The following is a 24334-nucleotide window of genomic DNA, read 5'->3' on the forward strand; positions in this document are numbered from 1 at the left end:
GACCATCGGGTGGCAACCAGCGTGCAGGCGTGAAGGAGGTCTTATTAGAGGGCGCGCACTGTGCAGCAGGTGGGCGCTCATGTCAAAAGCAGGGAGTGAACAAGGCGTTTTTGTGGTGAGCGAGCACCTCATCACAAAGCAAGTTTAAATTGATCGTTTGAATAAAGAAAAGTTGAAATCAGCCGATAACCGAGCTCTATGTGTTTTCAGGTAAGGACGTACCGATGTCGCTTAGGCAGCTCTCCATTCAATGGAAAATCACCCTGCTCGCTGGCCTCTGCCTGCTGGGAATCGTGACCCTGCTGGTGGGTCTGTCGCTGTATCGCATGGAGCAGAGTTCGCAGCAGGTCAAGGCGTCCAGCATGCAGATGCTGGATGAAGCCGCCCAGGCGCGCATCGAGGCCCAAGGCGAAGTGCAGGCGCTGGGCATCCGCCGCCAGTTCATGGACGCCTATCAGTATGGCCATGGTTTTTCCCGCCAGGTGCTGTTCCTGCGTGAACAGGCCGAGAAGCGCTTTCTCGATGCCTTCGACACCCGCGAAGACCTGACCCGCCAGGTCAAGGCCGCGCTGCAGGCCAACCCGGATCTGCTCGGCCTGTCCCTGGTGTTCGAAGCCAATGCCCTGGACGGCAAGGATGAGTTGTTCGCCGGCCAGGCTGAACTCGGCAGTAACGACAAGGGCCGCTTCGCCCTGTACTGGTCGCAGCCGACACCCGGCAAGTTGGAGTCGATGGCGCTGCCGGAAAGCGACATGTCCGACACCAGCGTCGGCCCCAGCGGTGAAAAGGCCAACGCCTGGTTCACCTGCCCACGCACCCTGCTCAAGCCGTGCGTCATCGAGCCATACTTCTACAGGATCAACGGGCAAAACGTGCTGATGACCAGCATCGTCTTCCCGTTGATGGCCAACGGCAAAGTCATTGCCTCGCTGTCGGTGGACATCAACCTCAACAGCCTGCAGGCCGTGAGCCAACAGGCCAGCCAGAAGCTGTATGACGGTCAGACCCAGGTCAGCATCCTCAGCCCCACCGGTTTGCTCGCCGGCTATAGCCCGGACGCGAGCAAGCTCAGCCAGCGCCTGGATCAGGTCGATACCGCCAACGGCGCGCAATTGATCGACGCTTTGGCCAGCAGCACGCATATTCGTAGCCTGCGCACCGATCATCAACTGAAGGTATTGGCACCCTTTGCGCCCATCCCGGAGGGCAAGCCGTGGGGCGTGCTGCTGGATGTGCCGGAGAAAGTCCTGGTAGGCCCGGCTGAAGCGCTGAAAGCCCAGATGGACGCCGAGAACACCCGTGGCACCTTGCTGGAATTGGGCCTGGGCCTGCTGGCTGCGGTGGTCGGCTTGATCCTGGTGTGGTTGATGGCACGCAGCGTGACCCGCCCGATCCTCGGTGTGGCGCACATGCTCGAAGACATCGCCAGCGGTGAAGGCGACCTTACCCGCCGCCTGGCCTACGACAAACAGGACGAATTGGGCCAGTTGGCCGGCTGGTTCAACCGCTTCCTCGACAAACTGCAACCGATCATTGCCGAGGTGAAACGCTCGGTTCAGGACGCCCGTGGTACTGCGGACCAATCCGCCGCCATCGCCACTCAAACCAGCGCCGGCATGGAGCAGCAGTACCGCCAGGTCGACCAGGTGGCCACGGCGTCTCACGAAATGAGCGCCACCGCCCAGGATGTGGCACGCAGCGCTGCGCAGGCCGCACAAGCCGCTCGCGACGCCGACCAAGCCACCCGTGATGGCCTGACAGTGATTGAGCACACCACTCACAATATCGGGGCGTTGGCGTCGGACATGAGCACGGCCATGACCCAGGTCGAAGGCCTGGCTGCCAACAGCGAAAAAATCGGTTCGGTGCTCGAAGTGATTCGCGGAATCGCCGAGCAGACCAACCTGCTGGCCCTCAACGCCGCCATCGAGGCCGCCCGCGCCGGTGAGGCCGGCCGTGGGTTTGCAGTGGTGGCCGACGAGGTACGCAACCTGGCGCAGCGGACCCAGGAGTCGGTGGAAGAAACCCGCCTGGTCATCGAGCACCTGCAAAACGGCACCGAAGCGGTTGTCGGGTCCATGGGTAACAGCTATCGCCAGGCCCAGGGCAGTGTCGAACAGGTCGGGCAAGCCGTGACGGCCCTGCGCCAGATTGGTGATGCCGTCACGGTGATCAGCGACATGAACCTGCAGATCGCAAGCGCCGCCGAAGAGCAAAGTGCCGTCGCCGAGGAAATCAACAACAACGTGGCGACTATTCGCGATGTGACCGAGTCGCTGTCGGAACAGGCGAATGAATCGGCACGGGTGAGCCAGGCGTTGAACAGCCTGGCGAATCAGCAACAAGGGTTGATGGATCAGTTCAGGGTCTAACCAGACAATTGTCGAGGCGCCAGGTTTATCCTTGGCGCTTCGGCAATTCGATCAGCACTTTCAACCCACCCAGCTCGCTTTCCTGCAACTGCAACACCCCGCCCCACACCTCGACGATGTCCCGCACGATCCCCAACCCCAAGCCATGACCATGGATCTGTTCATCCAGGCGCGTGCCACGGCTGAACACCTGGTCACGCTGGGTTTCGGGAATGCCGGGACCGTCATCCTCCACCGCCAACAGGTAGTTGCGGCCAGTCTCCGTGACGGTCAGGCGCACCTCGGCATCCGCCCATTTGCAGGCGTTGTCCAATAGATTGCCGAGCAGCTCCAACAGGTCTTCACGGTCCCAAGGCAGTTGCAGGCCGGACGCGGCGTGGTAGTTCAGGTCCAGGTGTTCGCCATGGATCATGCTGAGGGTGGCGAGCAGGCCGGGCAGTTCTTTTTCGCAGTCAAACAGCACGCCCGGCAGGGTTTCCCCGGCCAGGCGCGCGCGGTTGAGTTCACGGTTGAGGCGTTGTTGCACGTGCTCCAATTGATCGCGCAACAGCTTGCTCAGCTCGGGGCGATCCTTGAGCGCGTCGCTCGACGCGGCACTCAACAGCACGGCTAACGGGGTCTTGAGGGCATGGCCGAGGTTGCCCAAGGCATTGCGTGAACGCTTGAGGCTGTCTTCGGTGTGAGCCAGCAGGTGGTTGATCTGCGCCACCAACGGTTCCAGTTCCAGCGGTACCTGGGTATCGAGCTGTGAACGCTGGCCCTGTTGCAGTTGGGCGATCTGGTTGCGCGCGGTTTCCAGCGGGCGCAAGGCGCGCCGTACGGTGATCCGTTGCAGGATCAGCACCAGCAGCAGCGCCGCCAGCCCTAGCACCAGACCGATCTGACGCATGAGACGGAAGCTTTCCCGCACCGGGGTGTAGTCCTGGGCCACGCTGATGGAAATCGGCTGGCCAAAGCGTTTGTAGTCCGAGCGCAGCACCAGCAGTTGCTGGCCTTCCGGTCCCAGTTGCAGATTGCCCTTGATCCCGACTTCGGGCAGGCGCGGCAGTTCCTGGTCCCACAGCGAGCGGGACCGCCAGTGGGTGTCGGCAAAGTCGATGCGGAAGTAGTGCCCGGAAAACGGACGCTGATAGGCTGGCGACAGGCGTTGTTCATCCAACTGCACACCGTTAGGACCACGCACCAGCGCCACCAGCAGGTTCTCGGCGTCGTTGCGCAACCCGGCTTCCAGGTAACGCTGCAAACCGGCTTCAAACAACCACAAGCTGGTTTGTGCCAGCACCACGCCGACGATCACCATGACACTGACCAGGCCCAGGCTCAGGCGTCGCTGGATCGACTTCATGCAGGGCTGGCGCCAAACCGGTAACCCTGGCCGCGGCGGGTCTCGATCACGCTGCGGCCCAACTTGCGCCGCAGGTGGTTGACGTGGACTTCCAACACATTCGAATCGCGTTCGGTTTCGCCGTCATACAAATGCTCGGCCAAATGGCTTTTCGACAGGATCTGTTCGGGGTGCAGCATGAAGTAGCGCAACAGGCGGAACTCGGCGGCGGTCAGCGGGATCTCTGCGCCATCGCGCAGCACGCACTGGCGGCCTTCATCCAGGTGCAGGCCGGCGGATTGCAAGGTGGGCTGGTTGGCCTGGCCGTGGGAGCGACGCACCAGCGCTTGAATGCGCAGGTACAGCTCCTCGGGGTGAAACGGCTTGCTCAGGTAATCATCGGCGCCGGCCTTGAGCCCTTCGATGCGCTCGGCCCAGGAATCGCGGGCGGTGAGGATCAGCACCGGGGTGGCCAGCGCGGCGGCACGCCATTGCGCCAATACCTCAAGCCCAGGCAAACCGGGCAGCCCGAGGTCGAGGATGATCAAGTCATAGGGTTCGCTACGCCCCTGGTACGCGGCGTCGCGACCATCGGCGAGCCAATCGACGGCATAGCCCTGGCGTTGCAGCCCGGCCAGCAATTCATCGGCCAGGGGGACGTTGTCTTCCACCAAGAGCAGGCGCATCAGTCTTCCTCATCTTTGATCAGCACACCGGTGCTGGCGTCCAGCTTGATCTCGCGCACCACGCCTTCGGTGGTCACCAGTTCCACTTCATAGGCATATTGGCCGTGCTTCTTTTCCAGTTCGGCTTCCAGCAGGCGGGAACCCGGATACCGCGCCATGGCCTGGTGCAACAGCTGCTCCAGCGGCAGGATCACCCCCTGCTGGCGCAGCGACAAGGCTTCATCCTGATTAAGGTCGCGGGCCGCCAGGCTGGAGCAGAATGCCATGAGCACCAGCGCGGCACGACTGCTGGCACATAGATTAACCTTCATTACGTTTCCTGATGATTCTTGAGAACCTGCCCGGTGAGCGCGTCCAATTCAACGTCCCATTCGATGCCCTGGGCATCTTCCAATTCGACCTCGTAGACGTACTTGCCGTAGGCCTCGTCCAGGTCGGTATCCAGCAGCGTCGAGCCGGGGTGCAGGGCCAGGGCCGCGGCTTCCAGTTTATCGAAGGCGACAATAGTAACAGTGGCAGGCACTTTCAGTGGCTTGTCGGGGTCCACGGCTCGGGCCTGGGTCGCCATGAGGGCGATCATACCGGCGGCGACCAGAGCGGTGAGGCGCTTCATGATATGTCTCCGTTACAGGATGTTTTCCTACGCCGGTCACCGTACGCGCTGCAACTTAACTGAAACTGAATTGCCACCATGGCAATTCCAGGCAAGGCCTTTTCACACATTCCGCGAGATTTTCTATAATGCCCCGCTCGCTCGAACAGAGACCGGTATGACAGCTATCCACATCAAGTTTCCCGCCCTGACCCTCAAGGCCGGCAAACGCGCCTTTGCTCGTATTCGTGCGCAAGGCCTCACACCGGCCGACGTCGGCATCCTGCCCGGCGCGGCCGGCGGCCCCAAGGCATTGGGTATCCAGGGCCTGGACCTGGCGCTATTCGGTGACTGGTTGCCCCGCGCGCCACGGGAACGGGCGCTGATCGGGGCTTCCATCGGCTCCTGGCGGTTTGCCAGCGCGTGCCTGCCTGACCCGGTGCAAGGCCTGCTGGACCTCGGTCGTCTGTACAACGAGCAACGTTTTGCCAAAGGCGTGACCATGGCCGAGGTCAGCCAGAGCTGCCAACGCATGCTCGACGACCTGCTGGCCGGTCGCGATGCACAGCTACTGGATAACCCGAACTATCGTCTGAACATCATGGTGGTCAAGAGCCACGGCCTGCTCGCCGATGACCACCGTGGGCGCCTCGGGCTGGGCCTTTCGTCGGTGATCGCCGACAACCTGCGCGGCCGCGCGCGGCTGTCGCGGCACTTTGAGCGGCTGATCATCCACGACCCGCGCCAGGCGCCACCGGTGCACCCACTGAAGGATTTCCCGTCGCGCTTCCTGGCCCTGGAACTGGGTAACCTGCGCCAGGCCCTGCTAGCTTCGGGCTCGATCCCCATGGTAATGCAAGGCGTGCGCGACCTGCCGGGCGCAGGCGCCGGCACCTACCGCGACGGCGGCCTGCTGGACTACCACCTCGACCTGCCCTACCACGGCGACGACATCGTGCTGTACCCGCATTTCACCGACCGGGTCATCCCCGGCTGGTTCGACAAGGGCCTGCCGTGGCGGCGCAGCAACCCGCAAGGTCTGCAGGACGTGTTGCTGCTGGCACCGTCCAAGGACTACCTCGCCCGCCTGCCCCACGGCAAACTGCCGGACCGCAGCGACTTCAAGCGCTTCATGGGTGACGATCCTAGCCGCAACAAATACTGGCAGACCGCGATGAGCGAAAGCCAGCGGCTGGGCGATGAGTTTCTGGCATTGGCGGACAACGGCCGATTGGGCGAGAGCCTACAGCCCCTGTAGGTGCCACCTCACCGCTAACCACGATGCGAAGCGAGCGGCTCTTGCTCTTGCTCTTGCTCTTGCTCTTGCTTTTGCTCTTGCTTTTGCTCTTGCTCTTGCTTTTGCTCTTGCTTTTGCTCTTGCTTTTGCTCTTGCTTTTGCTTTTGCTCTTGCTCTTGCTTTTGCTTTTGATCTTAGGCGCCCCGTCAAACACGCTGGCCGGAATTCGACAGGGATTTGGGGGGTAAACCGGCAGGGATGCCGGTTTAGCCGCCCCGCGCCATGGATGGCGCGTGGCGGCGGCCCCCCAAATCCCTGTCGGATTACGGGCACACCGAGCCTAGGCGAGGTGCCGAGTGTTGGGGCAAGAGCGCTTTGGTTACTTTCGCGCTTTTCGAAAGTGACCCGCCGTAAGGGCGGAACCAATAGTAGTCGTTACCTAAATAACGGATATGTACCCGGGCAGATCCAACATCCAGGTCGGCTGTCAGGCCGCCTTCGCAGGCAAGCCAGCTCCCACATTTGGAGTGCGGGGTAGCAGTTAGATTGTGGTCGTCTGTCGGGCCGCCTTCGCAGGCTAGCCAGCTCCCACATTTGGAGTGCGGGGTAGCAGTTAGATTGTGGTCGTCTGTCGGGCCGCCTTCGCAGGCTAGCCAGCTCCCACATTTGGAGTGCGGGGTAGCAGTTAGATTGTGGTCGTCTGTCGGGCCGCCTTCGCAGGCAAGCCAGCTCCCACATTTGGAGTGCGGGGGAATAGTTAGATTGTGGTCGGCTGTCAGGCCATCTTCGCAGGCAAGCCAGCTCCCACATTTGGAGTGCGGGGGAATAGTTAGATTGTGGTCGGCTGTCAGGCCATCTTCGCAGGCAAGCCAGCTCCCACATTTGGAGTGCGGGGTAGCAGTTAGATTGTGGTCGTCTGTCGGGCCGCTTTCGCAGGCAAGCCAGCTCCCACATTTTGGATCGCGGGATAACAGGTAGATAGCGACCGGCTGTCAGGCCTCCATCGGTAGCAAGCTCCCTCGCCACCTGCACTCTACATTTCGCCCGCAAGCCGCGCCCTACAGAGGGACGGTATGCGCAGCGACGGATCAAGCTGTTAAACTCGCCGCCTGCCAGACACCGACCGAGCTGAAAACACTGTGGAAATCTTCAAGGAATTTACATTCGAATCCGCCCACCGCCTGCCCCACGTACCGGAAGGCCATAAATGCGGGCGCCTGCATGGGCATTCGTTCAAGGTGGCGATCCACCTGAGCGGCGACCTGGATCCCCATACCGGCTGGATTCGCGACTTCTCGGAGATCAAGGCGATTTTCAAGCCGCTTTATGAACGCCTCGACCACAACTACCTCAACGACATCCCTGGCCTGGAAAACCCGACCAGCGAAGTGCTCGCCAAGTGGATCTGGAATGAGTTGAAACCTCTGCTGCCTGAGCTCAGTGCGATTCGCATCCACGAGACCTGCACCAGCGGCTGCATCTATCGCGGCGAGTAATCGACTGCGTCCATAAAAACCACCTTCGGGTGGTTTTTTTGCGCCTGGCATTTATCCATGTAAAGCGACCTTGACACCTCAATGGCCCGCACTTAATGTAAAGCACCCTTTACTTACGGAGATGGCTATGTCGGTCAAACGCTTCTTGGTGGAATTCGCGGTGACAATGCTGGCGTATATGCTGTGCGTGGTGGTTTCCAGCGCCTACATGTCGTCCATGCCCAACGGCGCCGCCCGAGTTGCCCTGGCTTTGCTGCCGGTCATTCCGATGATCGCGATGGCAATTGCGATCATCCGCCGGCTCAACGCCATGGATGAAATGGGCCGCAAGATCCAGTTGGACGCACTGGCCGTGGCCTTTGTGTGCACGGCCCTGACGACCTTCAGTTACGGCTTCCTGGAAACCGCTGGCTTCCCACGGCTGTCGGCCTTTATGGTGTGGCCGATCATGGGCGGCGTCTGGTGCGTCGCCACGATCATCGGCACAAGGCGCTACCAATGAACAACCTGATGCGCCAGTTGCGCTCGGGACTGGGTTGGTCCCAGGCCGACCTCGCCGAACGCCTGGGTGTGTCACGCCAAACCGTCAACGCCATCGAGACCGGCCGCTACGATCCGAGCTTGCCCTTGGCGTTCAAGATCGCCAAGGTGTTCGAACGACCTATCGAAGACATCTTCGAAGCGCCGGCAGACTGATCGACTGTCCAGAGGAGCCCGCTGCAATTTTGCCGAACACCAGGCGCTGGATGCCGGCTTCGCGGCCATTCGTCTATACACCAACGCAGCCATGCACGAGAACATCACGCTGTACACCCGTCGTGGCTGTATCGAGACCCACCGGGCCGAAAAACATGGCCTGCGGCGGGTGTACATGACCAAGAAACTCCGGGAGTAACCCATGGAAAACACCTGGCTGGCCCAGGCCAAACGCTTGCAGGCGTTGGCGTCCACAGGGCTGCACTTTTGTACCGATGATTTCGAGCGCGAGCGCCTGGAAGAAATTGCCGAGATTGCCCACAGCATGCTCGCGCAGCTGGGCAATGTGCCCTTGGAGCGCATCACCGGGCTGGTCACGGATTTTGCCCAACGCTACTCGACGCCGATGATCGACGTGCGCGGGGCGGTCATCCAAGACGATCGAATTCTGTTGGTACGGGAGTTGACCGATGGCTGCTGGGCGTTGCCGGGAGGTTATGCGGATATCGGTTTGTCGGCGGCGGAAAATATCGTCAAGGAGATTCGCGAGGAAGCCGGGCTGACGGTGACGGCGCGCGCCCTATACAGCGTGACGCACAAGGCCAAGGGCTTGTATCGGCCGGATGTGCGCGACTTCTATAAGCTGTACTTCCTCTGTGAACCGGTAGATCAGTCGGCTCCGATGGCAGGGTTCGAGACCACCGAAGTGGGCTTTTTCCGGCTGAATGACCTGCCGCCACTGTCTCGCGGGCGCACCATCGAAAGTGATCTGGAGGCTGCATTTGCCTTCCACCGTGGCGAGATCACCCAGACGCTGTTCGACTGATCCAATTTGTATCACGGCTGCACCGCTTTCGTGCCCGATTGGGCACGCCGAACACTCTTTCCCGCGCTCCTTCCCGTTTTGGCTATAAATACTGTGCACAGTGCACAAACCCTACCGTGCGTGTGTCACTGCTGCCCGATGTGGCACGCGCGGTGCAATAGGCCTGCGTCACTCATTCAGGAGCAAGGCACATGACGCAGCAAGAACCGGGCAACGATTACCCCCTCAGCGAAGTCCCGATGCATGCGCGCAAGGGCCTGGCGTCTACTGCCATGGTGCTGCTGGGTTTTACCTTTTTTACCGCGACCATGTTTGCCGGCGGCAAGCTGGGAGTGGCGTTCAGCTTTACCGACATGCTCGGCGTCGTCGCCCTGGGTAACCTGCTGCTGGGTATCTACGCCGCAGGCCTGGGTTACATCGCCTTCAAGAGTGGGCTGAATTCGGTGCTGATGGGACGCTTCTGCTTCGGCGAAATGGGCAGCAAGCTCAGCGACTTGATCCTCGGCTTCACCCAGATCGGCTGGTACGCCTGGGGCACCGCCACTGCCGCCGTGGTGCTGGGCAAATATTTCGAGCTGGGCCAGGGCAGCGTACTGGCGTTGATGGTGCTGTTCGGCCTGGTGTTCTGCGCCACGGCCTACGTTGGTTATCGCGGGCTGGAAATCCTGTCCTACATCGCGGTGCCGGCCATGGGCATCCTGCTGTTTCTGTCGATGTGGGTCGCCACGGTCAAAGTCGGCGGGCTGGATGGGCTGCTGGCGGTGGTGCCGAGCGGTGAGCTGGACCTGTCCACCGCGATCACCCTGGTGTTCGGCACCTTTGTCAGCGGCGCGACCCAGGCCACCAACTGGACGCGTTTTTCGCGCTCGGCCAAAGTGGCGGTACTGGCGAGCCTGATCGGCTTCTTCATCGGCAATGGATTGATGGTGCTGATTGGCGCCTACGGTGCCATCGTCTATCAGCAACCGGACGTGGTTGAAGTGTTGCTGCTGCAAGGCTTTGCCATGGCGGCGATGGCCATGTTGCTGCTCAATATCTGGAGCACCCAGGACAACACGATCTACAACTTCGCTGTGGCCGGCTGCAACCTGTTGCGCACCAAACGCCGCAAGACAGTCACCCTGGCCGGCGCCGTGATCGGCACCCTGCTGGCGTTGCTCGGCATGTACGACATGCTGGTGCCTTACCTGATTCTGCTGGGCACGGTGATCCCACCGATTGGTGGGGTGATCATGGCGGACTTCTTCTATCGCTATCGCGGCCGCTACCCGCGCCTGGCGGATGCGCGCCTGCCGGCATTCAACTGGCCGGGGCTGGTGGCCTATGGCGTTGGCACCGTGCTGGCGTTCAACTCGCCCTGGGTCGCGCCGTTGGTGGGTATCGTTGCAGCGTCGCTGACCTACATCGTGCTCACCGCCGTCCTACGCGTGCGTGCGCCTCTGGCTGATGCCCAGGCATGAGCTTGACCATTGCCGATGTACTGGCGCTGCCGGGCCTGGAATCCATGCGCCTGCGCGCTGGCGAGACCGGGTTGGATAACGGTGTGCGCTGGCCTTATGTGGCAGAAAACAGCGGGATTGCGGAATGGGTGCTCGGTGGCGAGCTCGTGTTCGTCACCGGGATCAATCACCCGCGCGACGAAACCAACCTGCTGCAATTGCTTGAGGAAGCCTGCGAGCGTCAAGTGGCTGGCTTGGTAGTGCTGACCGGGCCTGCGTATATCCAGGCGATTCCCCAGCGTTTACTCGACGCCGCCGAAGCCGCCGGCATGCCGTTGATCGAACAGCCCTACTCGCTGAAAATGGTGCTGGTAACCCAGGCCATTGGTTCGGCGCTGATCCAGTCCGAACAACTGGGGCGCTCGCGGCATGATGTGCTTGAGCGCTTGCTGACCGGCGACTACCAATCCCTGGAACTGTTGCTGCACCGGGCCACGCAATTGGGCATGCCATTGGCCGGGTATTGGCAAGTGGTGCAACTGCAGTTGGAAGGCAACGAGTTGCTGTTTGCCCAGGGTGATGCGGCTTCGGTGGAAGCGCAACTGGCGCGACAACACGACGTTATCAGCCGTCGACTGCGGCAATTCTCGGCCGGTTTGCCGGTGCAGGGACGAGCCGGCCAATGGACAGTGCTGCTGCCCGCGCCGGATGCCGTGGCGGCGTTGACCAACCGCCAACAGCTAGCCCATTGGCTTAATCCGCTGAATCTACGCTTGGCGCCGCTCAAACTGTTTATCGGCCTCAGCGCCGCAGCGCACCCACCGGCACACCTGGCCCAGGCGCAGGATGAAGCCCGCCAGGCACTGGCGGCTGCGCGGCGCTTCAGTGAGCGTGCCGGGCTGTGCGTGTACGACGAATTGGGCGTGCTCAAGCTGCTCAGCGGCGTGCGTGATCGCGCCCTCCTCGATCAATTCCTGAATGAACGCCTCGGCCCATTGCTGCGCCACGACTTGCACCATGGCCCCAACCTGATGCCCACCCTGGAAGCCTGGTTCCATGAGAATGGTAACCTTGTGGCCGCCGCCCAGCGGCTGGCCGTGCACCGCAATACATTAACGCACCGTGTCCAGCGCATCGAAGCCCTGTGCGGGCTGACGCTGGATAACGCTTATGATCGCCTGGACATCGGTATAGCGCTGATGATCTGGCGACTGTCTGCCTGATTGTTTTTAGCCAAGAGGAACTTGCCCATGCACATCATCAACGCCCGCCTGCGCAACCGTGAAGGCCTGCATGATCTGCACCTGGAACATGGCCGGATCGCCAGCATCACGCCACAAACGACAGCGCCCGTACTGGCATCTGGTGACCTGGACGCTGCGGGCAACCTGGTGATTCCACCCTTCGTTGAACCGCATATCCACCTGGACGCCACCCTGACGGCCGGCGAGCCCCGCTGGAACATGAGCGGCACCCTGTTCGAAGGCATCGAGTGCTGGGGCGAGCGCAAAGCCACCATCACCCAGGAAGACACCAAGACCCGCGCCAAGAAGACGATCCAGGCCCTCGCCGCCCACGGTATCCAACACGTGCGCACCCACGTCGACGTCACCGATCCGGACCTCACCGCGCTCAAGGCGATGCTGCAAGTGCGCGAAGAGAGCAAGCACCTGATCGACCTGCAAATCGTCGCCTTCCCCCAGGAAGGCATCGAGTCGTACCGCAACGGCCGCGAACTGATGGAAGAAGCCATCCGCCTGGGGGCCGACGTAATCGGCGGTATCCCTCACTTTGAATACACCCGCGACCAGGGCGTGAGTTCGGTGAAGTTCCTGATGGACCTGGCCGAACGTACCGGCTGCCTGGTGGACGTGCACTGCGACGAAACCGACGACCCCCATTCACGTTTTCTCGAAGTGCTGGCCGAAGAAGCCCGCAGCCGCGATATGGGTGCCCGCGTCACCGCCAGCCACACCACGGCCATGGGCTCCTACGACAATGCCTACTGCGCCAAACTCTTCCGCCTGCTGGGGCATTCGGGGATCAGCTTCGTCTCTTGCCCCACCGAAAGTATCCACCTGCAAGGACGCTTCGACAGCTTCCCGAAACGCCGTGGCGTCACCCGGGTCAATGAACTGCTGGAGGCCGGCATGAACGTGTGTTTCGGCCAGGATTCCATCGTCGACCCTTGGTACCCCTTGGGCAACGGCAACATCCTGCGGGTGCTGGAGGCCGGTTTGCATATCTGCCACATGCTCGGCTACCGCAACCTGCAAAGCGCCCTCGACCTGGTGACCGACAACAGTGCCAAGGCCATGGCCCTGGGTGACCGCTACGGTCTGGAACCCGGAAGGCCCGCCAACCTGCTGATCCTTTCGGCGGACAGCGACTATGAGGTCATCCGCAGTCAGGGCTTGCCGCTGTACTCGATCCGCAACGGCAAGGTGCTGATGCGGCGTCAGCCGGCGCAGGTTGAGTTTGTGTAAAACCGGGTTCAGACAATCGAGTCGATATCCAGCGTTTGCACCCTCCCCCATTCGTGATGCTGCGCGGGGGGAATGCTGGCGACTTGCGACGGCTCACGGTTTTCACGGTGGCTGAACCAGCGCTTGAGGCTGGGTTGCACGTTGGCGCTATGGGCTTGACTGCCGTAGACATCACGGGCTTCCAGGCGGCGCCAGCGCAGAGTCGCAAGGCGCTCACGGCTGGTGTGCAAGCGGTCGATCTCGGTATTCAGGGCTTCGTTGTGTTCATAGCCTCGGTCGTTGGCAGACCTTAGGCGGGCCAGTTCCCGGCGCTTGTTGCGCAGTTGTTGGCGCATGGTCTCCAGGGCCAGGTCGAGCAGCTCGAACTCGCTTGGCGTGACCAGTGGGCCGTTGCTTTCCTGGGTTTGCTGCCAGCGACGTAGCGTTGCCCACGCCGCCGGAATGTAGCTGGCAGTCATGAAGTGCTGGTTGGCCTGGAACAGCTGTCTCAGCAGGTTATCCCGCTCGGGCATGTCGCCACGCAGTTGCAAGGTTCGGTTGCAACCGGCCTCTTGGATGGATTCACAACCGGGTTTCCACAACACCGAAGACTGTGTGCCATCCGGCAGCATGATCGGCATGAAATGGTGCTGTTCGCCGTGGTGTTGGTAAGGGTTTGCGCCAAAACGCACCAACCCGGCGGCGAACAGCAGGCCGCCCGGTGCAGGGGCGCTGAACAGTGTGACGGCGCCTGGGATCCAGAGTTTGGCGGTGGTGTTCATCCAAGGGGCCGGGACGCTGGGGACGGGATCGTTGTGGTTGACGATACGGTGGTGGACCAGGGTTGAAGCACCTTGGGTGAATTCAGAGTCGGCGGCGCGGGGGGCGCCGTAGGTGTAGAGGAGGATGTTGTAGTTGCACTCCGGAGCCCTGCGCAGACCTTCTGCGAGGAGTAAAGCGATTGCGCCGCCCAGGCTGTGGCCGCAGATGATAATTCGTTGGCCGGTATGGAATTGGTCGAGGTAGTGCAATACGAAATCGCGCACTGCCCGGTAAGCCTGATAAAAACCTTGGTGGGCCTTGCCGACTCCTTCCGTGTAAGGGACCTGATGAGCGTTTGCATCTCGCATCCCGTCCGCACCACTGGCGGTACCACGCACCGCGATCAGGATTACTTCATCGTGATGGGTAATAAACGCCTGAGTATCCGTACCAAGCGCTTCATCATCGAAAAAGTGCACATTCGCTGGATGTTCCTGCTTTTCCTGCAGCTCCGGTTGGTTTTGTGGGTATAGCTCTGGATCGAAGGGCAAAATCTCAAAACGCTGGGAGTAAGGGACCTCTTCGTAAAGGGGGAAAAAACGGTCGACTTGTTCTGCATCAAATCGCCAGGCCTCATGGAAACCCGAAAGCTCTTCGGCAAATAGATGCCCGATGCTGGGATCAAGGGGAAAGCGAACGTGGTCGTGGGGCTTTTCAGGTGGCACTTGGCCGAAGTTGCAATAACTCAAGGTGGCCATCAATGCCAACTGATAAAGGTTCAAGGCGCAGAAACCGTCGTCGGTTGAAAGCATCGGGCGAAAGGCCCTGAGTGGTCGAACTTCCAGAGCGGTGTGGTTGTTGGGAAACAACACGACTCCTACCAAGTTTGATTGAGGTGGTCCAAATCCCAGCTCACCCATCATGTTCAACGCGTGTCGCAGGGGTTGATGACTCCGCTGCGCAACCGGTGGCAAATGGGCGACATGGCGGACCAAATCACGCACTTCCACTTGATAGAACCGGTTGGCCTTGTGCTGAGCAGGATTACTGTCGAGGCGCTGGCCATCAGAGGCGGCAAACCGAGTCTGTTCAGCCCGAACTTGAAGCTCGGTGATAGGAAGTTTGTAGGTGGGGCGCAACATCAGTTGTAGATAGGGGGGCTCTGTTCCTGAATACAGATCGTCGAGAACAAGTACCACAGGCCCACAGAAAATATTGTCTAGCTTGGCAAACCCTTCTCCATTCAGCCTGCCTTTGTACTCCTGCCCTGCACTATCGTGGACGGTGTATGGCAGTCCCCCATACGCCGCTCCCACGCCCAGTTCGTCGACCAGGCAAAAGCTCACCCAATGCCCGCGCAGTGAACAGGCTGGCTTGCTATCACTGAAAAAAGATTGCTTCCATGCATCCTGCTTCATGACCTTGCTCCTTGTTATTGACACGATGGATAAACATCACAAACGCGACCATCCGGCATTTTTATCGGTTTAAAGTCGGAGGTGTTGCCGTTACAAAACGCATAAAGGTCTTCAAAGCTTTTACCTTTACAACGCTTCCAGCCACCCGGAACGACCACCCAGTTATCACCAACAGCCGGTTCTTCCTTGTCCGTGACCGTCAGCACCAGCCTGAGCGTTTTCCCCGCTAACTGATCACGTTGAGCAGCACCACCGGCCAGGGACTCCTGCAACGGCCCTATTGCATTCTTCGAACGACATTGCAGAAGTTTCCTGATCGCATGAAACGGCCCCACAGTCCTGAAGCGCCACTGACATTGCCCAATCAGTTCCTGCACACCTGACTCGGGCATGCCAGGTTGATCATTCCAGCGATCTCGAATGGCGATGCCTGCACGATCGCCCCCCACATCCGTATCTCGCTTACCCCACTTCGCATACATATCAAAATCGACACTTCGCAAAACCGTAGGGCAACCTTCAATCACCTCACTCAACGGCAGTTCAACACTCACGCGCTCGGCCACAGGCTTGTAACGCGCAATAAAAATCTTCCGCTCCGGCCTCTTGCCCCGACGCCTTGGCAGCGTGCAGGTTTCCCCGGTCGCAGGCCCGTAGTTGGCTCCCCCGATGAAGCGGAACTCCGCCGGCAGATCCACCTCCAGCGTAAAGTGCTCAACCGGCTTGCCCGCACAGCCTGTCAGCGTCAGCATTCCCACCACAACCCACGCACCAAGCCTTCGCCTATTCATCCTTTCCCTCCATTGATCGCCACTGCTCCACCACCCGTTCAAAATGATCACCTGGCGCTTCCCCAACCAGCGGTTGCCACCGAATGAGACTGTTGCGTGTGGCCTCCTCCAACCGTCGCACCACCAGAAACTCCAATTGTTCCGGCCTTCTCCATTGCCAGACACGCGCCAGCTCCAAGACTTGGCCCAGCCAGATTCTCGGGTCCTGGAATTCCACCAAAGCGACCAGTTCTTCGCTGTGTACAGCCAACAGGTAACGCAGAATATTGGCGTGCAGGATGGCTTCGGCATTCGGGTTGGGCGTGTTCAGCCAAGGAACCGGGTCAGGCAGCGGATACTCGCCGACAGCCGGGTTGTCAGCCGTGCGCCAGCGGTCTTCGTGCCAGTAGCACACGCTGATCAATGGGCCAAGAAAGACCGGCCAGTGGTCCGCACCCAGATAGTCCAGCGCACGTGCCAGGGTACGGTTGTCGTGAAAGCGGTACAGCGATTGCTCGCCCTCCGGTCCCGTCAGCAAACGGTCGCGCCAGTGCCGAGTCACGCCAGTCAGGTCCTTGCACGACAAACTGCCCAGCCAGCCCCAGTTATTCTCAGGCTGTTGCAAGAGGTCTCGTAATGCAGGCTCGCTCATCTGCTTCAACAGCAGGATCACGGGGCCCTCCCTCATGAGATCCGCCAGCGCAGTCTCGGCATAGAGGCTGCGATAGTCTGACAAACTGCGCACCGCCAACAGTGGCTGACGCGCGGCATTCTGCCCATCGAGGATCAGGCACAGGCTTCGCCCTGCCTGCTGCTGTTGGTTTATCCATTGACTTGGCGTGTTCTGCATCAGGCCGCCCTCCCTGGCAGATCACACAGGCCTTCGCGACAACGCTCACACACCGGGCAATAGTCCGCTCCCAGTTGCCTGGCCAGGTTCATGATCGTGCCTTGTACCTTGGAGACCTCAGGCATACCGGCCACCCTGAAAGCGCTCGCCAATTGGGTAACAGACGCCGAACCGCCCAGCGCGATGGGACGGCTGCTAAAAATGCCACCCGCCTGGATGACCAGATGCTCTCCACCCGCCTTGAGGCTCAGTTGTGACCCGGCATCAATCACCAGGCTGGCACCCGATTTAAGGTGGAGCTGCTGCCCTGCCTCAATGACCAAGGTCTGTGCCACGTGGGTCCGGCTATCGCCATGCACATCAAGGTAGTCGCTCGCCCTGAGCAACACTTTGCGGTCGCCGGTGACCTGACGATGCTCTTCGCTTTCCAGGTGAGTCGTGCTGATCCCATGGATGACTTCTTGCCGTTCCCCTGCGACCTCCAGCCGACTGTCATGGCCCACCCGTTGCTCCAGGTCCCGCTGCGCACGCAGGTAGACAAGTTCCTCGCCCCGGCGATCTTCCAGGTACAGCTCGTTGGAGCCTTCGCCGCCAAGGGAACTGCTGCTGCGCAAAACGCTGCGAGTCTTGTGCAGTGGCAAGGGATAGGTCGGCCGATGCAATGCATTCGGCAGGCAGCCGTTGATCAGGGGGCGGTCGGGATCCCCGTCCAGAAAGGTCACCAGCACTTCCATGCCCACACGCGGGATCATCGTTGCACCGAACCCGTCACCGGCCCATCCGGACGCCACCCGCAACCAACAACTGCTTTTATCATCCGCCTCGTCCAGGCGGTCCCAGTGAAAGCGCACCTTCACTCGGCCATACACATCGCAATGCACGTCCTCACCGGCGGGCCCGGTCACGGTTGCGGTCTGGCTGCCATTGATGGTCGGCTTGGTATGCCTGAGAGAGGGTCGATGCACGGCCTGCCAGGGTGTTGCGGTAAAACGATTGCGATAGCCCTGGAATACGTCGGTTGCCGGCGTCGCTTCCTCCAGCACCTGGGGTTGATAACCCTCATGACGCACCGACGTGATCAGCCACAGGTCGTTGCAGGAGGGGTCGGGATGATCGCGTATCTCAAGGAAGTGCCCACTGCGCAGCACTGGCTGATCACTCTTGCCCAATGCCCGATACCGGTCGCGCTGGTGAAGCTCCAGACTCCGCCGTGCCAACTGCTTGCCACGGGTATGAGCGGTGAATCCTGCGGGATACTGATAGTCCTCAAGTGGGAGTGTCGACGCGGCCCCCGCGCTGTCGTGCAGGTGCACGGAAGGATGTTCGAAGTCGTAATCACGACGCACCGTCTTCTGGCTGCGGATGCCCAGGCGCACGTCGAAACGCTGGATAACCGGCGTATCGGCGTGCGGCCCGCCAGGAGCGCTATAGCATTGCACGGGCAAACGCGGGAACACCGTTTGGTCATCGCCAAATACCAGCAGGTGGGCGTCCACGCTGTGACGGAAATGATAGTGAATGCCCTCCTCTTCACATAGCCGCTGGATGAAGTGAAGATCACTCTCAGCGTACTGAACACAGAACGTACGCGGCGGATAAACCACGGGGCCAAGTTCGAAGGCGTAAGCATCCGCCAGGATGCCATGCTGCTCAAGGACCTCGGCGATGATCTGGGGCACGCTGCGCTGCTGGAAAATCCTCTGGTCGCGTCGGTGCGCAAGGTAAGCCAGGCGGGGCGCCAGGGTCAGGTGATAGCGCGTGGTGCGCCGACCTGGGTCATCCCGGCCAATGGCGTAGACCTGCCCATGCAAACCGTCGTCCGCTTCGCCGAAAGCCAGGTAGGCGGGTTGGTGGAGCAGCGCTTCCAGATCAAGGGAAGGGTTTTCGCTGACCACCTGTATGTGAATGAAAAACGGTTGATCGAGGACTTCACTGCCTTTGAATGCCAGGACTTGCAAGTCGATATCTACATGTGGAAGAACCAGATTGAAACGTGACGAAACAAACGCGTTAACCATCCGTTGTTACCCGCCGTTAATAAATGAACACCCGGAGACAGGCCCTCTCGCTACACAGAGAATTAGTTATCGAGAAAAGGCGCTGGAACGTCTCAAAGCTTAGTCATTTCGGGGAGGAATCGACCGTTTTCAAATAAAAAAGAAGTTTCGTACAACTAAGCTGGAAGTGTCTTTTACACAATAATAAAACGAGCCAGCGTGCCATTTCTTAATAACAAGAAATGCCCTACACCGACTTACATCGGCATGACTAACTGACATAGAAATGGCTGACACCGGTTAACAGTGTCAGCCGTTAAACAACTTCATGCTTGCAACTGCGCAGTGCCGAACAGACTGACGCTCAGCAACGTTTCGGCCTGGGTGTGCAAGCGAACTGGCGCAATGCCACCCGGCATCACCACTGCAACCTCACCACTCTCCACCCAGCCCGCCCGCCAAGCGGCACAAGCCACCGCACTGGCGCTGGTTCCGGAAGACGCGGTGGGCCCCTCCCCCCGTTCGAACACGCGCGCGATGATTCGATTGCCGGGCTGGCGCGCCGCCCATTGCAAGTTGACCCCTGCCGGACAGGGCCGACCACCACCCGCCGGGGGAGCAAACGCAATGGTCTTCAAGGGCTCGTACAGTGCGGGTTGCTGCATCTGAGTGTTGTCCGGCAATGCCGACACCTGCTCGACCAGTGTCACGCAATGGGGGTTGCCCACCCGCACAAATTGGCTGGCCGCCCACTGAGGGTTGATCGCCGCCAACTCGCTCACATGACTCAGTTCAGTTTCATCCACCTCCATCTGCGCCCCCACCACCTCAGGCCCGAAACCAGGTACCCCCAACTCAAGCCAGAACCCCGCAACCTGTTCACGGATTGCCGGTTCAACCCATGTCGATACGGGTGATACCGCGTCCGATTTGTCGTGGTGCACCCTCAACTCACAGGCCCCGCTTAGCAGGCCCTGGTCAGTGAGTGCCTGGGCAAAAATCGTCAGGCCATTGCCACTGCGCTCGGCCAAGGAACCGTCGGTGTTGACAATCATCAAGTCAAAGGGCGGCTCGGCCTGGAACGGCCCGACCAGCAAGCCATCGCAGCGATGAGTCTTGGCACCGGCTGGACGTGGCAGCGAGCCCCAACTGCATTCAGAGGCGATGGCCGCCGACGTCCAGTTGCTGCGAGTACGCGCAGCCAGCTCAGCGCTCTCGGGTACAGCAATGCCCGCGTCTCTCAACGAGGCCGGGCTGACCACGCCATAGATATTGCCGCGGGCGTCGTAGAACAGGGTCATGGGGTCGTCCACCTGTGCATGCGCTGAAGAAGGGGCAGATTGTGTGGGATCTCGACGCTGCACACCATCCTGCAAGCACTACACGTTCAATCCCCTGAACGGACGTTTTCATCAGGCCGAAGTCCGCGCGCCGTCGCCATGGTCTTTTGCGACAGTGTGCGCCGAGGAGGTTGAAGTCAGCGTCGATAGGCAAACGCCTGCCTGATAGGGTTTCGGAGGCGGCCTGGAAGGTGGTAATCCGCCGCGAGGGCCCAGGGGTTCAAAAGCCCCCACGGGGATTACGCACCTTCCAGACCGCCTCGTACACACTCGATACCGTTTGTGTGGCGACGAACCCTCCTGACGTTCCGGGTTTGTAAAAATAAAATTCACGACCACGACTTCCCCCAGGGAACCCGGCTCGCGCACCACGACCTGATGTGCAAGGATGTCACGCCGGACATCGTTCGTAGAACGCAAAACCAAGGATTTTTCATGACTGCCATTCCCACCTCAGCGCCCGTGGTTCCCGGGCGGTTAGAGCAAATGTCGACCCGTATCGCTTTCTTCATTGCTGGCTTCGGCATCGCAGCCTGGGCGCCGCTGGTGCCCTATGCCAAGGCCCGTGCCGATCTGAGCGAAGGCACCCTGGGCCTGCTGCTGTTGTGCCTGGGCGTCGGTTCGATCATCGCCATGCCCGCCGCCGGTGCGTTGGCGTCGCGCTTTGGCTGCCGACGTGTGCTGAGTGCCGGGACGATCATGATCTGCCTGGCGTTGCCAACGCTGGCGACGGTCAGTTCGATTCCGCTATTGATGGCGGGGTTGTTCCTGTTTGGCGCTGGCCTCGGCACCGTGGATTCTACGGTCAACCTGCAGGCGGTGATCGTCGAGCGAGCCAGCGGCAAGACCATGATGTCGGGCTTTCACGGGCTGTTCAGCCTGGGCGGGATTGTCGGTGCAGCGGGCGTTTCGGGGCTGCTGGGGCTGGGACTGTCGCCATTGCAGGCGACGCTGGTGGTGATTGTGATCACGCTGGCGGCGCTGCTCAAGGCTGCACCGCATTTGCTGCCTTACGGCAGTGAGAGTTCCGGTCCGGCGTTTGCCGTGCCCCACGGCGTGGTGCTGTTCATCGGTTGCCTGTGCTTTGTCGTGTTCCTGGCCGAAGGTGCGGTGCTCGACTGGAGTGCGGTGTTCCTCAGTGCCGAGCGCGGCCTGGACGAAGCCTATGCTGGCCTGGGTTACGCAGCCTTTGCCTTGACCATGACGGCCGGGCGCTTGACCGGTGATGCCATCGTGCGCCGGCTGGGAGCTACCCGGGTGATCGTGGCCGGTGGCGCACTGGCTGCGGCCGGTACATTCCTCGCCACATTGTCCCCGGCCTGGGAAGTGGCGTTGTTGGGTTATGCGCTTGTAGGCGCCGGGTGCTCCAATATCGTCCCGGTACTCTATACCGCTGTGGGCAAACAGAACGTCATGCCAGAGCACATTGCCGTGCCGGCCATTACCACCTTGGGCTATGCGGGGATTTTGGCAGGGCCTGCCGTGATCGGGTTCATCGCCCATGGCAGCAGCCTGGCCACTGCCTTTCTGTTAATTGGAGGGTTGCTTGCGGCGGTGGCGGTCAGTGGAAAAATCCTGCGCGTCTGAACACAGGGCGGCATCGCCGGCTTGATGCTTTCAAGCCGCTGATGCGCGCCTGCCTACGTTATTTCCCCTTCTCTTCCTTGTCGTTCTCCAGCCAGCGGTCAATGCTGTAGTTCTTCAACCAGCCATCATCGTTATGACTGCCAAAGAGGTTGTAGCCATTGGCTTTATAACTGTCCAGAGAGGCCATCAAACCCGGCCGCTCCATCAGGTTCTTGGCCAGGTATACCTGTTGTTCGCTGTACATTTTCAACGGAAACCCGGTGCGCACATCCCGTAAAGGCTCGCCGTTCTTATCCGTCTGGTTCGGATCCTTACTGATCTCGATGAGTGTGTCTTTTTTGACGTACCGATGTTTTTCGAAAAAGAATGAGCGGTCTTCCGACTTATCCCGCAAGTCATCAAACATGCCTCTGAATGCCTGGACGACCTGAGCGTCGGTTTTCGCATGGAACGGATCCGCGCTTTGCGTGTTGGGGTTCGTATTGCCGATCTCTGAGTCACCAGCCCTGGTCAAACTGTCATGCGTGATTTCACCGCCCTTCGCAATTATCGCTTCGTTCAGTCGGGGTCGGTTGAGTATCTCTCGCGCCAACATGATGGTGCGTTCCGAGACTTTGCTGCTGCTGGGTTCCTCTTTGGCGATCTCCTGTAAAGAACCCTGGGTCAGCCGGCCATCTTTCTTGAAAGCGTCCAGCAATGACAGGTTGTTCTTCAAGTCGGTCGCCAGCAGATGGTCGTCCGAACTGACGAAGGGGTTGCCAACTTTCGTCATGCCTCCGTACAGATTCTGGCCGTCGAAGTGCCGGTCGGCGCCGTTCGCGAAACGGGTGTTGATTGGCTGCGCGGCCGGAAGCGGCTTACCCAATGCGCGGGCATCGACCTCATAGCGAGACTGACCACTCCCCGTTGGCCCTGGTGCGTTGGACCCAGCCGTTTGCGTATAGCTCGGATTATTGACACGACCAATCATGATTCACCTCCACCCTAATCTAGATTCCGTAGCCTGGGCCTTGATTGCCTGATCCTCGAAAGGGCCTCGAAATCAAGATGGCACAAGCAGCGATTGAGTGGTGCACAGGAAACAACGGTTCCGAAGACGCTCGTCCAAAACGCTGGATAGACCCTGGGGAATCTTAAGCGCTTGTAACCAGCTCACCTGCCGCGCATCCATGCCTTGGAAAATCCTGCCGTGTAAAACGGCATTGCTCAGCGGCGGGACAACTTGTTCCAAAGACTCGCTAACAGGGAAGTCACAGCGCTGGGCGCCGACTCTTCCGTGAACACCCGAGAACCTTTGTCAAAGTCTTCGGCGGTGGGCGCCTTGAAGCTAAACCTCGGCGAGGATGTGAGGTTGAGACCCTGCGGCTCTCGTGGATTTTTTGCCTCCTGTGTCAGTGCAGCCACATTCGACGCGTTGTACTGGGAGTGACGGGGTTCAAATGATGTCGAGTTCATGGTCCAGACCTAATCCGGTAGATGAAGGCCCCCAGCGGCACTCAATGGCCGCTGGATATTTTCTTTGTGGTAGATCTTCGCAATCAGTTCCATGTGATTGGGGTGCAGGGTTACGTCAAGCGCTTGCCGCCCCCTGCCGCCTAGTGCACGGCAGGGAGCCCCAGGTCTAACCCAGCAATGTGTACAATTCCTGGCGAGAAATCCTGCCATCGCGCTGCCAGCTGTAAATATTATCCATCGCTGATCTCAGATCAGAACGTGCCATGACCTCCCGCGAAAGCTGGATGAGATGGTCGTTGTAGGGATTGCCGGACAACGGTTGCGTTGCACGTGCATTGAGCTCCCTGAGCTTAATCGTGCTGCTGAAGTACCCGCCCTTCAGCGCATTGAAATTATTCAGCATGTCTTGAACGATTTGCTTGTCGTCACTCAGTTTCAACGGATTGTCCGAACGAACAAAACTGGTGATATCGTCCCTGGACAAGCGGCCATCCAACGCACCGGTGCTGCCGTTGCGATCGAGCGATTGCAGCAACCCGGGACGCCGCAGCACCTCGTTCGCCAATCGAATATTCGGGTCCTTGTAAGGGTTGCCAGTCAACGGCTGCTTGGCCACTTTCTGCAGACTTTGTTCCGTGACATAACGTGAAGGCCAGCGCCCTTTGAACGCGCCATAATTATTCAAAAGGCCTTGTGCCAATTGCTCGTTACTTTGTTTCGAGTAATAGGGGTCTGGCAACGAGGGGTTCGGACGTGGTGGCGGGCCGGGATTCGGGCGTAAGTTTTCCGGCAATGGACGCGGCGGCGGGCCACCGAATACCGGGCCGGCGTGATTGGACTGCGCAGTGAAATTGACGCCTACCGTAAGCTGGACACTTGATGCGGCAGCAGATCGCTCGGCACCGGGCTTAGCATCTCCGAGGGAGGCGTTATCGAGGGAAGGAGCGACGCTCTGATTGTATGCTGATACCGACATTCCAGTTCTCCAGTTCGGTGTATTCAGGTGCCTGACTTTGAGTCGT

21 protein-coding genes and 3 pseudogenes are annotated in these 24334 nt (G+C 60.1%); 12 read left to right on the top strand and 12 right to left on the bottom strand.

Translation table 11 applies throughout. The features are described from left to right. Window positions 1–443: 443 nt before the first annotated feature. Both AB4O08_RS02780 and AB4O08_RS02785 read left to right on the top strand, forming a co-directional pair. A pseudogene (locus tag AB4O08_RS02780) lies at window positions 444–1466 on the top strand (PDC sensor domain-containing protein); the annotation flags it as partial. Between the two features lie 396 nt (window positions 1467–1862). Further along, a pseudogene (locus AB4O08_RS02785) lies at window positions 1863–2372 on the top strand (methyl-accepting chemotaxis protein); the annotation flags it as partial. Window positions 2373–2397: 25 nt separating this feature from the next. On the opposite strand, the gene AB4O08_RS02790 reads toward AB4O08_RS02785, so the two are convergent. From AB4O08_RS02790 to AB4O08_RS02805, 4 genes are read right to left on the bottom strand one after another with little or no spacing between them, the layout of a single operon-like run. Next, window positions 2398–3717, bottom strand: a complete 1320-nt coding sequence (locus AB4O08_RS02790; RefSeq protein WP_010211383.1) for a sensor histidine kinase — start codon at window positions 3715–3717, stop codon at window positions 2398–2400. After that, window positions 3714–4382 (bottom strand): response regulator transcription factor, encoded by a 669-nt coding sequence (locus AB4O08_RS02795; RefSeq protein ID WP_010211385.1) that lies wholly within the window; start codon window positions 4380–4382, stop codon window positions 3714–3716. The genes AB4O08_RS02790 and AB4O08_RS02795 overlap by 4 nt, the downstream gene beginning before the upstream one ends. Beyond that, the gene (locus AB4O08_RS02800; RefSeq protein WP_010211387.1) at window positions 4382–4693 is read right to left on the bottom strand and encodes a PepSY domain-containing protein; all 312 of its coding nucleotides are present in this window, start codon (window positions 4691–4693) and stop codon (window positions 4382–4384) included. Before AB4O08_RS02800 ends, AB4O08_RS02795 begins: the two co-directional genes overlap by 1 nt. Next, the gene (locus tag AB4O08_RS02805) at window positions 4693–4995 is read right to left on the bottom strand and encodes a PepSY domain-containing protein (RefSeq protein WP_010211388.1); all 303 of its coding nucleotides are present in this window, start codon (window positions 4993–4995) and stop codon (window positions 4693–4695) included. The genes AB4O08_RS02800 and AB4O08_RS02805 overlap by 1 nt, the downstream gene beginning before the upstream one ends. Before the next feature lie 157 nt (window positions 4996–5152). On the opposite strand from AB4O08_RS02805, the gene AB4O08_RS02810 reads away from it, so the two are divergent. From AB4O08_RS02810 to codA, 9 genes and pseudogenes are all read left to right on the top strand, one after another. After that, a complete protein-coding gene (locus AB4O08_RS02810; protein ID WP_010211389.1) occupies window positions 5153–6232 on the top strand; it encodes a hypothetical protein in 1080 nt (359 codons plus the stop codon). A 1118-nt stretch (window positions 6233–7350) separates the two neighbouring features. Then, window positions 7351–7707, top strand: a complete 357-nt coding sequence (gene queD / locus AB4O08_RS02815) for a 6-carboxytetrahydropterin synthase QueD (RefSeq protein WP_003190259.1) — start codon at window positions 7351–7353, stop codon at window positions 7705–7707. A gap of 127 nt (window positions 7708–7834) precedes the next feature. After that, window positions 7835–8209: a hypothetical protein gene (locus AB4O08_RS02820; RefSeq protein WP_021492045.1), complete on the top strand. Its 375-nt coding sequence runs from the start codon at window positions 7835–7837 to the stop codon at window positions 8207–8209. Beyond that, window positions 8206–8403, top strand: coding sequence for a helix-turn-helix transcriptional regulator (locus AB4O08_RS02825; protein ID WP_010211493.1), 198 nt, complete (start codon window positions 8206–8208; stop codon window positions 8401–8403). Before AB4O08_RS02820 ends, AB4O08_RS02825 begins: the two co-directional genes overlap by 4 nt. 25 nt (window positions 8404–8428) lie before the next feature. Further along, a pseudogene (locus AB4O08_RS02830) lies at window positions 8429–8602 on the top strand (N-acetyltransferase); the annotation flags it as partial. A gap of 3 nt (window positions 8603–8605) precedes the next feature. Next, window positions 8606–9229, top strand: coding sequence for an NUDIX hydrolase (locus AB4O08_RS02835; RefSeq protein WP_010211495.1), 624 nt, complete (start codon window positions 8606–8608; stop codon window positions 9227–9229). Window positions 9230–9420: 191 nt separating this feature from the next. Beyond that, window positions 9421–10689, top strand: a complete 1269-nt coding sequence (codB, locus tag AB4O08_RS02840; RefSeq protein WP_021492046.1) for a cytosine permease — start codon at window positions 9421–9423, stop codon at window positions 10687–10689. Then, the gene (locus AB4O08_RS02845; RefSeq protein WP_042570997.1) at window positions 10686–11891 is read left to right on the top strand and encodes a PucR family transcriptional regulator; all 1206 of its coding nucleotides are present in this window, start codon (window positions 10686–10688) and stop codon (window positions 11889–11891) included. Before codB ends, AB4O08_RS02845 begins: the two co-directional genes overlap by 4 nt. A 27-nt stretch (window positions 11892–11918) precedes the next feature. Beyond that, a complete protein-coding gene (codA, locus tag AB4O08_RS02850) occupies window positions 11919–13154 on the top strand; it encodes a cytosine deaminase (RefSeq protein WP_010211502.1) in 1236 nt (411 codons plus the stop codon). Between the two features lie 8 nt (window positions 13155–13162). Here the strand turns inward: codA and AB4O08_RS02855 are convergent, their stop codons facing one another. The 5 genes from AB4O08_RS02855 to AB4O08_RS02875 all read right to left on the bottom strand — a co-directional run bounded on the left by AB4O08_RS02855 (window position 13163) and on the right by AB4O08_RS02875 (window position 20231). Next, window positions 13163–15313, bottom strand: a complete 2151-nt coding sequence (locus AB4O08_RS02855) for a lipase family protein (RefSeq protein WP_021492048.1) — start codon at window positions 15311–15313, stop codon at window positions 13163–13165. Window positions 15314–15327: 14 nt separating this feature from the next. Beyond that, a complete protein-coding gene (locus tag AB4O08_RS02860) occupies window positions 15328–16104 on the bottom strand; it encodes a hypothetical protein (protein WP_460114684.1) in 777 nt (258 codons plus the stop codon). After that, entirely contained in the window at window positions 16097–16933 is an 837-nt protein-coding gene (locus tag AB4O08_RS02865; RefSeq protein ID WP_460114685.1) for a DUF4123 domain-containing protein, read from the bottom strand. Before AB4O08_RS02865 ends, AB4O08_RS02860 begins: the two co-directional genes overlap by 8 nt. Next, window positions 16933–18951, bottom strand: coding sequence for a type VI secretion system tip protein TssI/VgrG (gene tssI / locus AB4O08_RS02870; protein WP_460114686.1), 2019 nt, complete (start codon window positions 18949–18951; stop codon window positions 16933–16935). The genes AB4O08_RS02865 and tssI overlap by 1 nt, the downstream gene beginning before the upstream one ends. A 305-nt stretch (window positions 18952–19256) precedes the next feature. After that, entirely contained in the window at window positions 19257–20231 is a 975-nt protein-coding gene (locus tag AB4O08_RS02875; RefSeq protein ID WP_305375572.1) for a diaminopimelate epimerase, read from the bottom strand. A gap of 474 nt (window positions 20232–20705) precedes the next feature. On the opposite strand from AB4O08_RS02875, the gene AB4O08_RS02880 reads away from it, so the two are divergent. Further along, window positions 20706–21857, top strand: coding sequence for an MFS transporter (locus AB4O08_RS02880; protein ID WP_021492053.1), 1152 nt, complete (start codon window positions 20706–20708; stop codon window positions 21855–21857). A 58-nt stretch (window positions 21858–21915) separates the two neighbouring features. Here the strand turns inward: AB4O08_RS02880 and AB4O08_RS02885 are convergent, their stop codons facing one another. From AB4O08_RS02885 to AB4O08_RS02895, 3 genes are all read right to left on the bottom strand, one after another. After that, window positions 21916–22827, bottom strand: a complete 912-nt coding sequence (locus tag AB4O08_RS02885) for a hypothetical protein (RefSeq protein ID WP_080662772.1) — start codon at window positions 22825–22827, stop codon at window positions 21916–21918. A 494-nt stretch (window positions 22828–23321) separates the two neighbouring features. Next, window positions 23322–23522 carry a zinc finger domain-containing protein gene (locus AB4O08_RS02890; protein WP_420820064.1) on the bottom strand — a complete coding sequence of 67 codons (201 nt, stop codon included), beginning with the start codon at window positions 23520–23522 and terminating at the stop codon, window positions 23322–23324. Beyond that, on the bottom strand, window positions 23479–24288 hold the full coding sequence (locus tag AB4O08_RS02895) for a hypothetical protein (RefSeq protein WP_137206149.1): 810 nt from the start codon (window positions 24286–24288) through the stop codon (window positions 23479–23481). Before AB4O08_RS02895 ends, AB4O08_RS02890 begins: the two co-directional genes overlap by 44 nt. Window positions 24289–24334 lie beyond the last annotated feature (46 nt).

Source organism: Pseudomonas sp. H3_E07, from assembly GCF_054668895.1.

Bases quoted from the DNA above. Each gene is read 5' to 3' on its own strand.
- AB4O08_RS02790 (WP_010211383.1), bottom strand. From the start codon at position 3,717: ATGAAGTCGATCCAGCGACGCCTGAGCCTGGGCCTGGTCAGTGTCATG.
- AB4O08_RS02795 (WP_010211385.1), bottom strand. From the start codon at position 4,382: ATGCGCCTGCTCTTGGTGGAAGACAACGTCCCCCTGGCCGATGAATTG.
- AB4O08_RS02800 (WP_010211387.1), bottom strand. From the start codon at position 4,693: ATGAAGGTTAATCTATGTGCCAGCAGTCGTGCCGCGCTGGTGCTCATG.
- AB4O08_RS02805 (WP_010211388.1), bottom strand. From the start codon at position 4,995: ATGAAGCGCCTCACCGCTCTGGTCGCCGCCGGTATGATCGCCCTCATG.
- AB4O08_RS02810 (WP_010211389.1), top strand. From the start codon at position 5,153: ATGACAGCTATCCACATCAAGTTTCCCGCCCTGACCCTCAAGGCCGGC.
- AB4O08_RS02820 (WP_021492045.1), top strand. From the start codon at position 7,835: ATGTCGGTCAAACGCTTCTTGGTGGAATTCGCGGTGACAATGCTGGCG.
- AB4O08_RS02825 (WP_010211493.1), top strand. From the start codon at position 8,206: ATGAACAACCTGATGCGCCAGTTGCGCTCGGGACTGGGTTGGTCCCAG.
- AB4O08_RS02835 (WP_010211495.1), top strand. From the start codon at position 8,606: ATGGAAAACACCTGGCTGGCCCAGGCCAAACGCTTGCAGGCGTTGGCG.
- codB (WP_021492046.1), top strand. From the start codon at position 9,421: ATGACGCAGCAAGAACCGGGCAACGATTACCCCCTCAGCGAAGTCCCG.
- AB4O08_RS02845 (WP_042570997.1), top strand. From the start codon at position 10,686: ATGAGCTTGACCATTGCCGATGTACTGGCGCTGCCGGGCCTGGAATCC.
- codA (WP_010211502.1), top strand. From the start codon at position 11,919: ATGCACATCATCAACGCCCGCCTGCGCAACCGTGAAGGCCTGCATGAT.
- AB4O08_RS02855 (WP_021492048.1), bottom strand. From the start codon at position 15,313: ATGAAGCAGGATGCATGGAAGCAATCTTTTTTCAGTGATAGCAAGCCA.
- AB4O08_RS02860 (WP_460114684.1), bottom strand. From the start codon at position 16,104: ATGAATAGGCGAAGGCTTGGTGCGTGGGTTGTGGTGGGAATGCTGACG.
- AB4O08_RS02865 (WP_460114685.1), bottom strand. From the start codon at position 16,933: ATGCAGAACACGCCAAGTCAATGGATAAACCAACAGCAGCAGGCAGGG.
- tssI (WP_460114686.1), bottom strand. From the start codon at position 18,951: ATGGTTAACGCGTTTGTTTCGTCACGTTTCAATCTGGTTCTTCCACAT.
- AB4O08_RS02875 (WP_305375572.1), bottom strand. From the start codon at position 20,231: ATGACCCTGTTCTACGACGCCCGCGGCAATATCTATGGCGTGGTCAGC.
- AB4O08_RS02880 (WP_021492053.1), top strand. From the start codon at position 20,706: ATGACTGCCATTCCCACCTCAGCGCCCGTGGTTCCCGGGCGGTTAGAG.
- AB4O08_RS02885 (WP_080662772.1), bottom strand. From the start codon at position 22,827: ATGATTGGTCGTGTCAATAATCCGAGCTATACGCAAACGGCTGGGTCC.
- AB4O08_RS02890 (WP_420820064.1), bottom strand. From the start codon at position 23,522: ATGGCAGGATTTCTCGCCAGGAATTGTACACATTGCTGGGTTAGACCT.
- AB4O08_RS02895 (WP_137206149.1), bottom strand. From the start codon at position 24,288: ATGTCGGTATCAGCATACAATCAGAGCGTCGCTCCTTCCCTCGATAAC.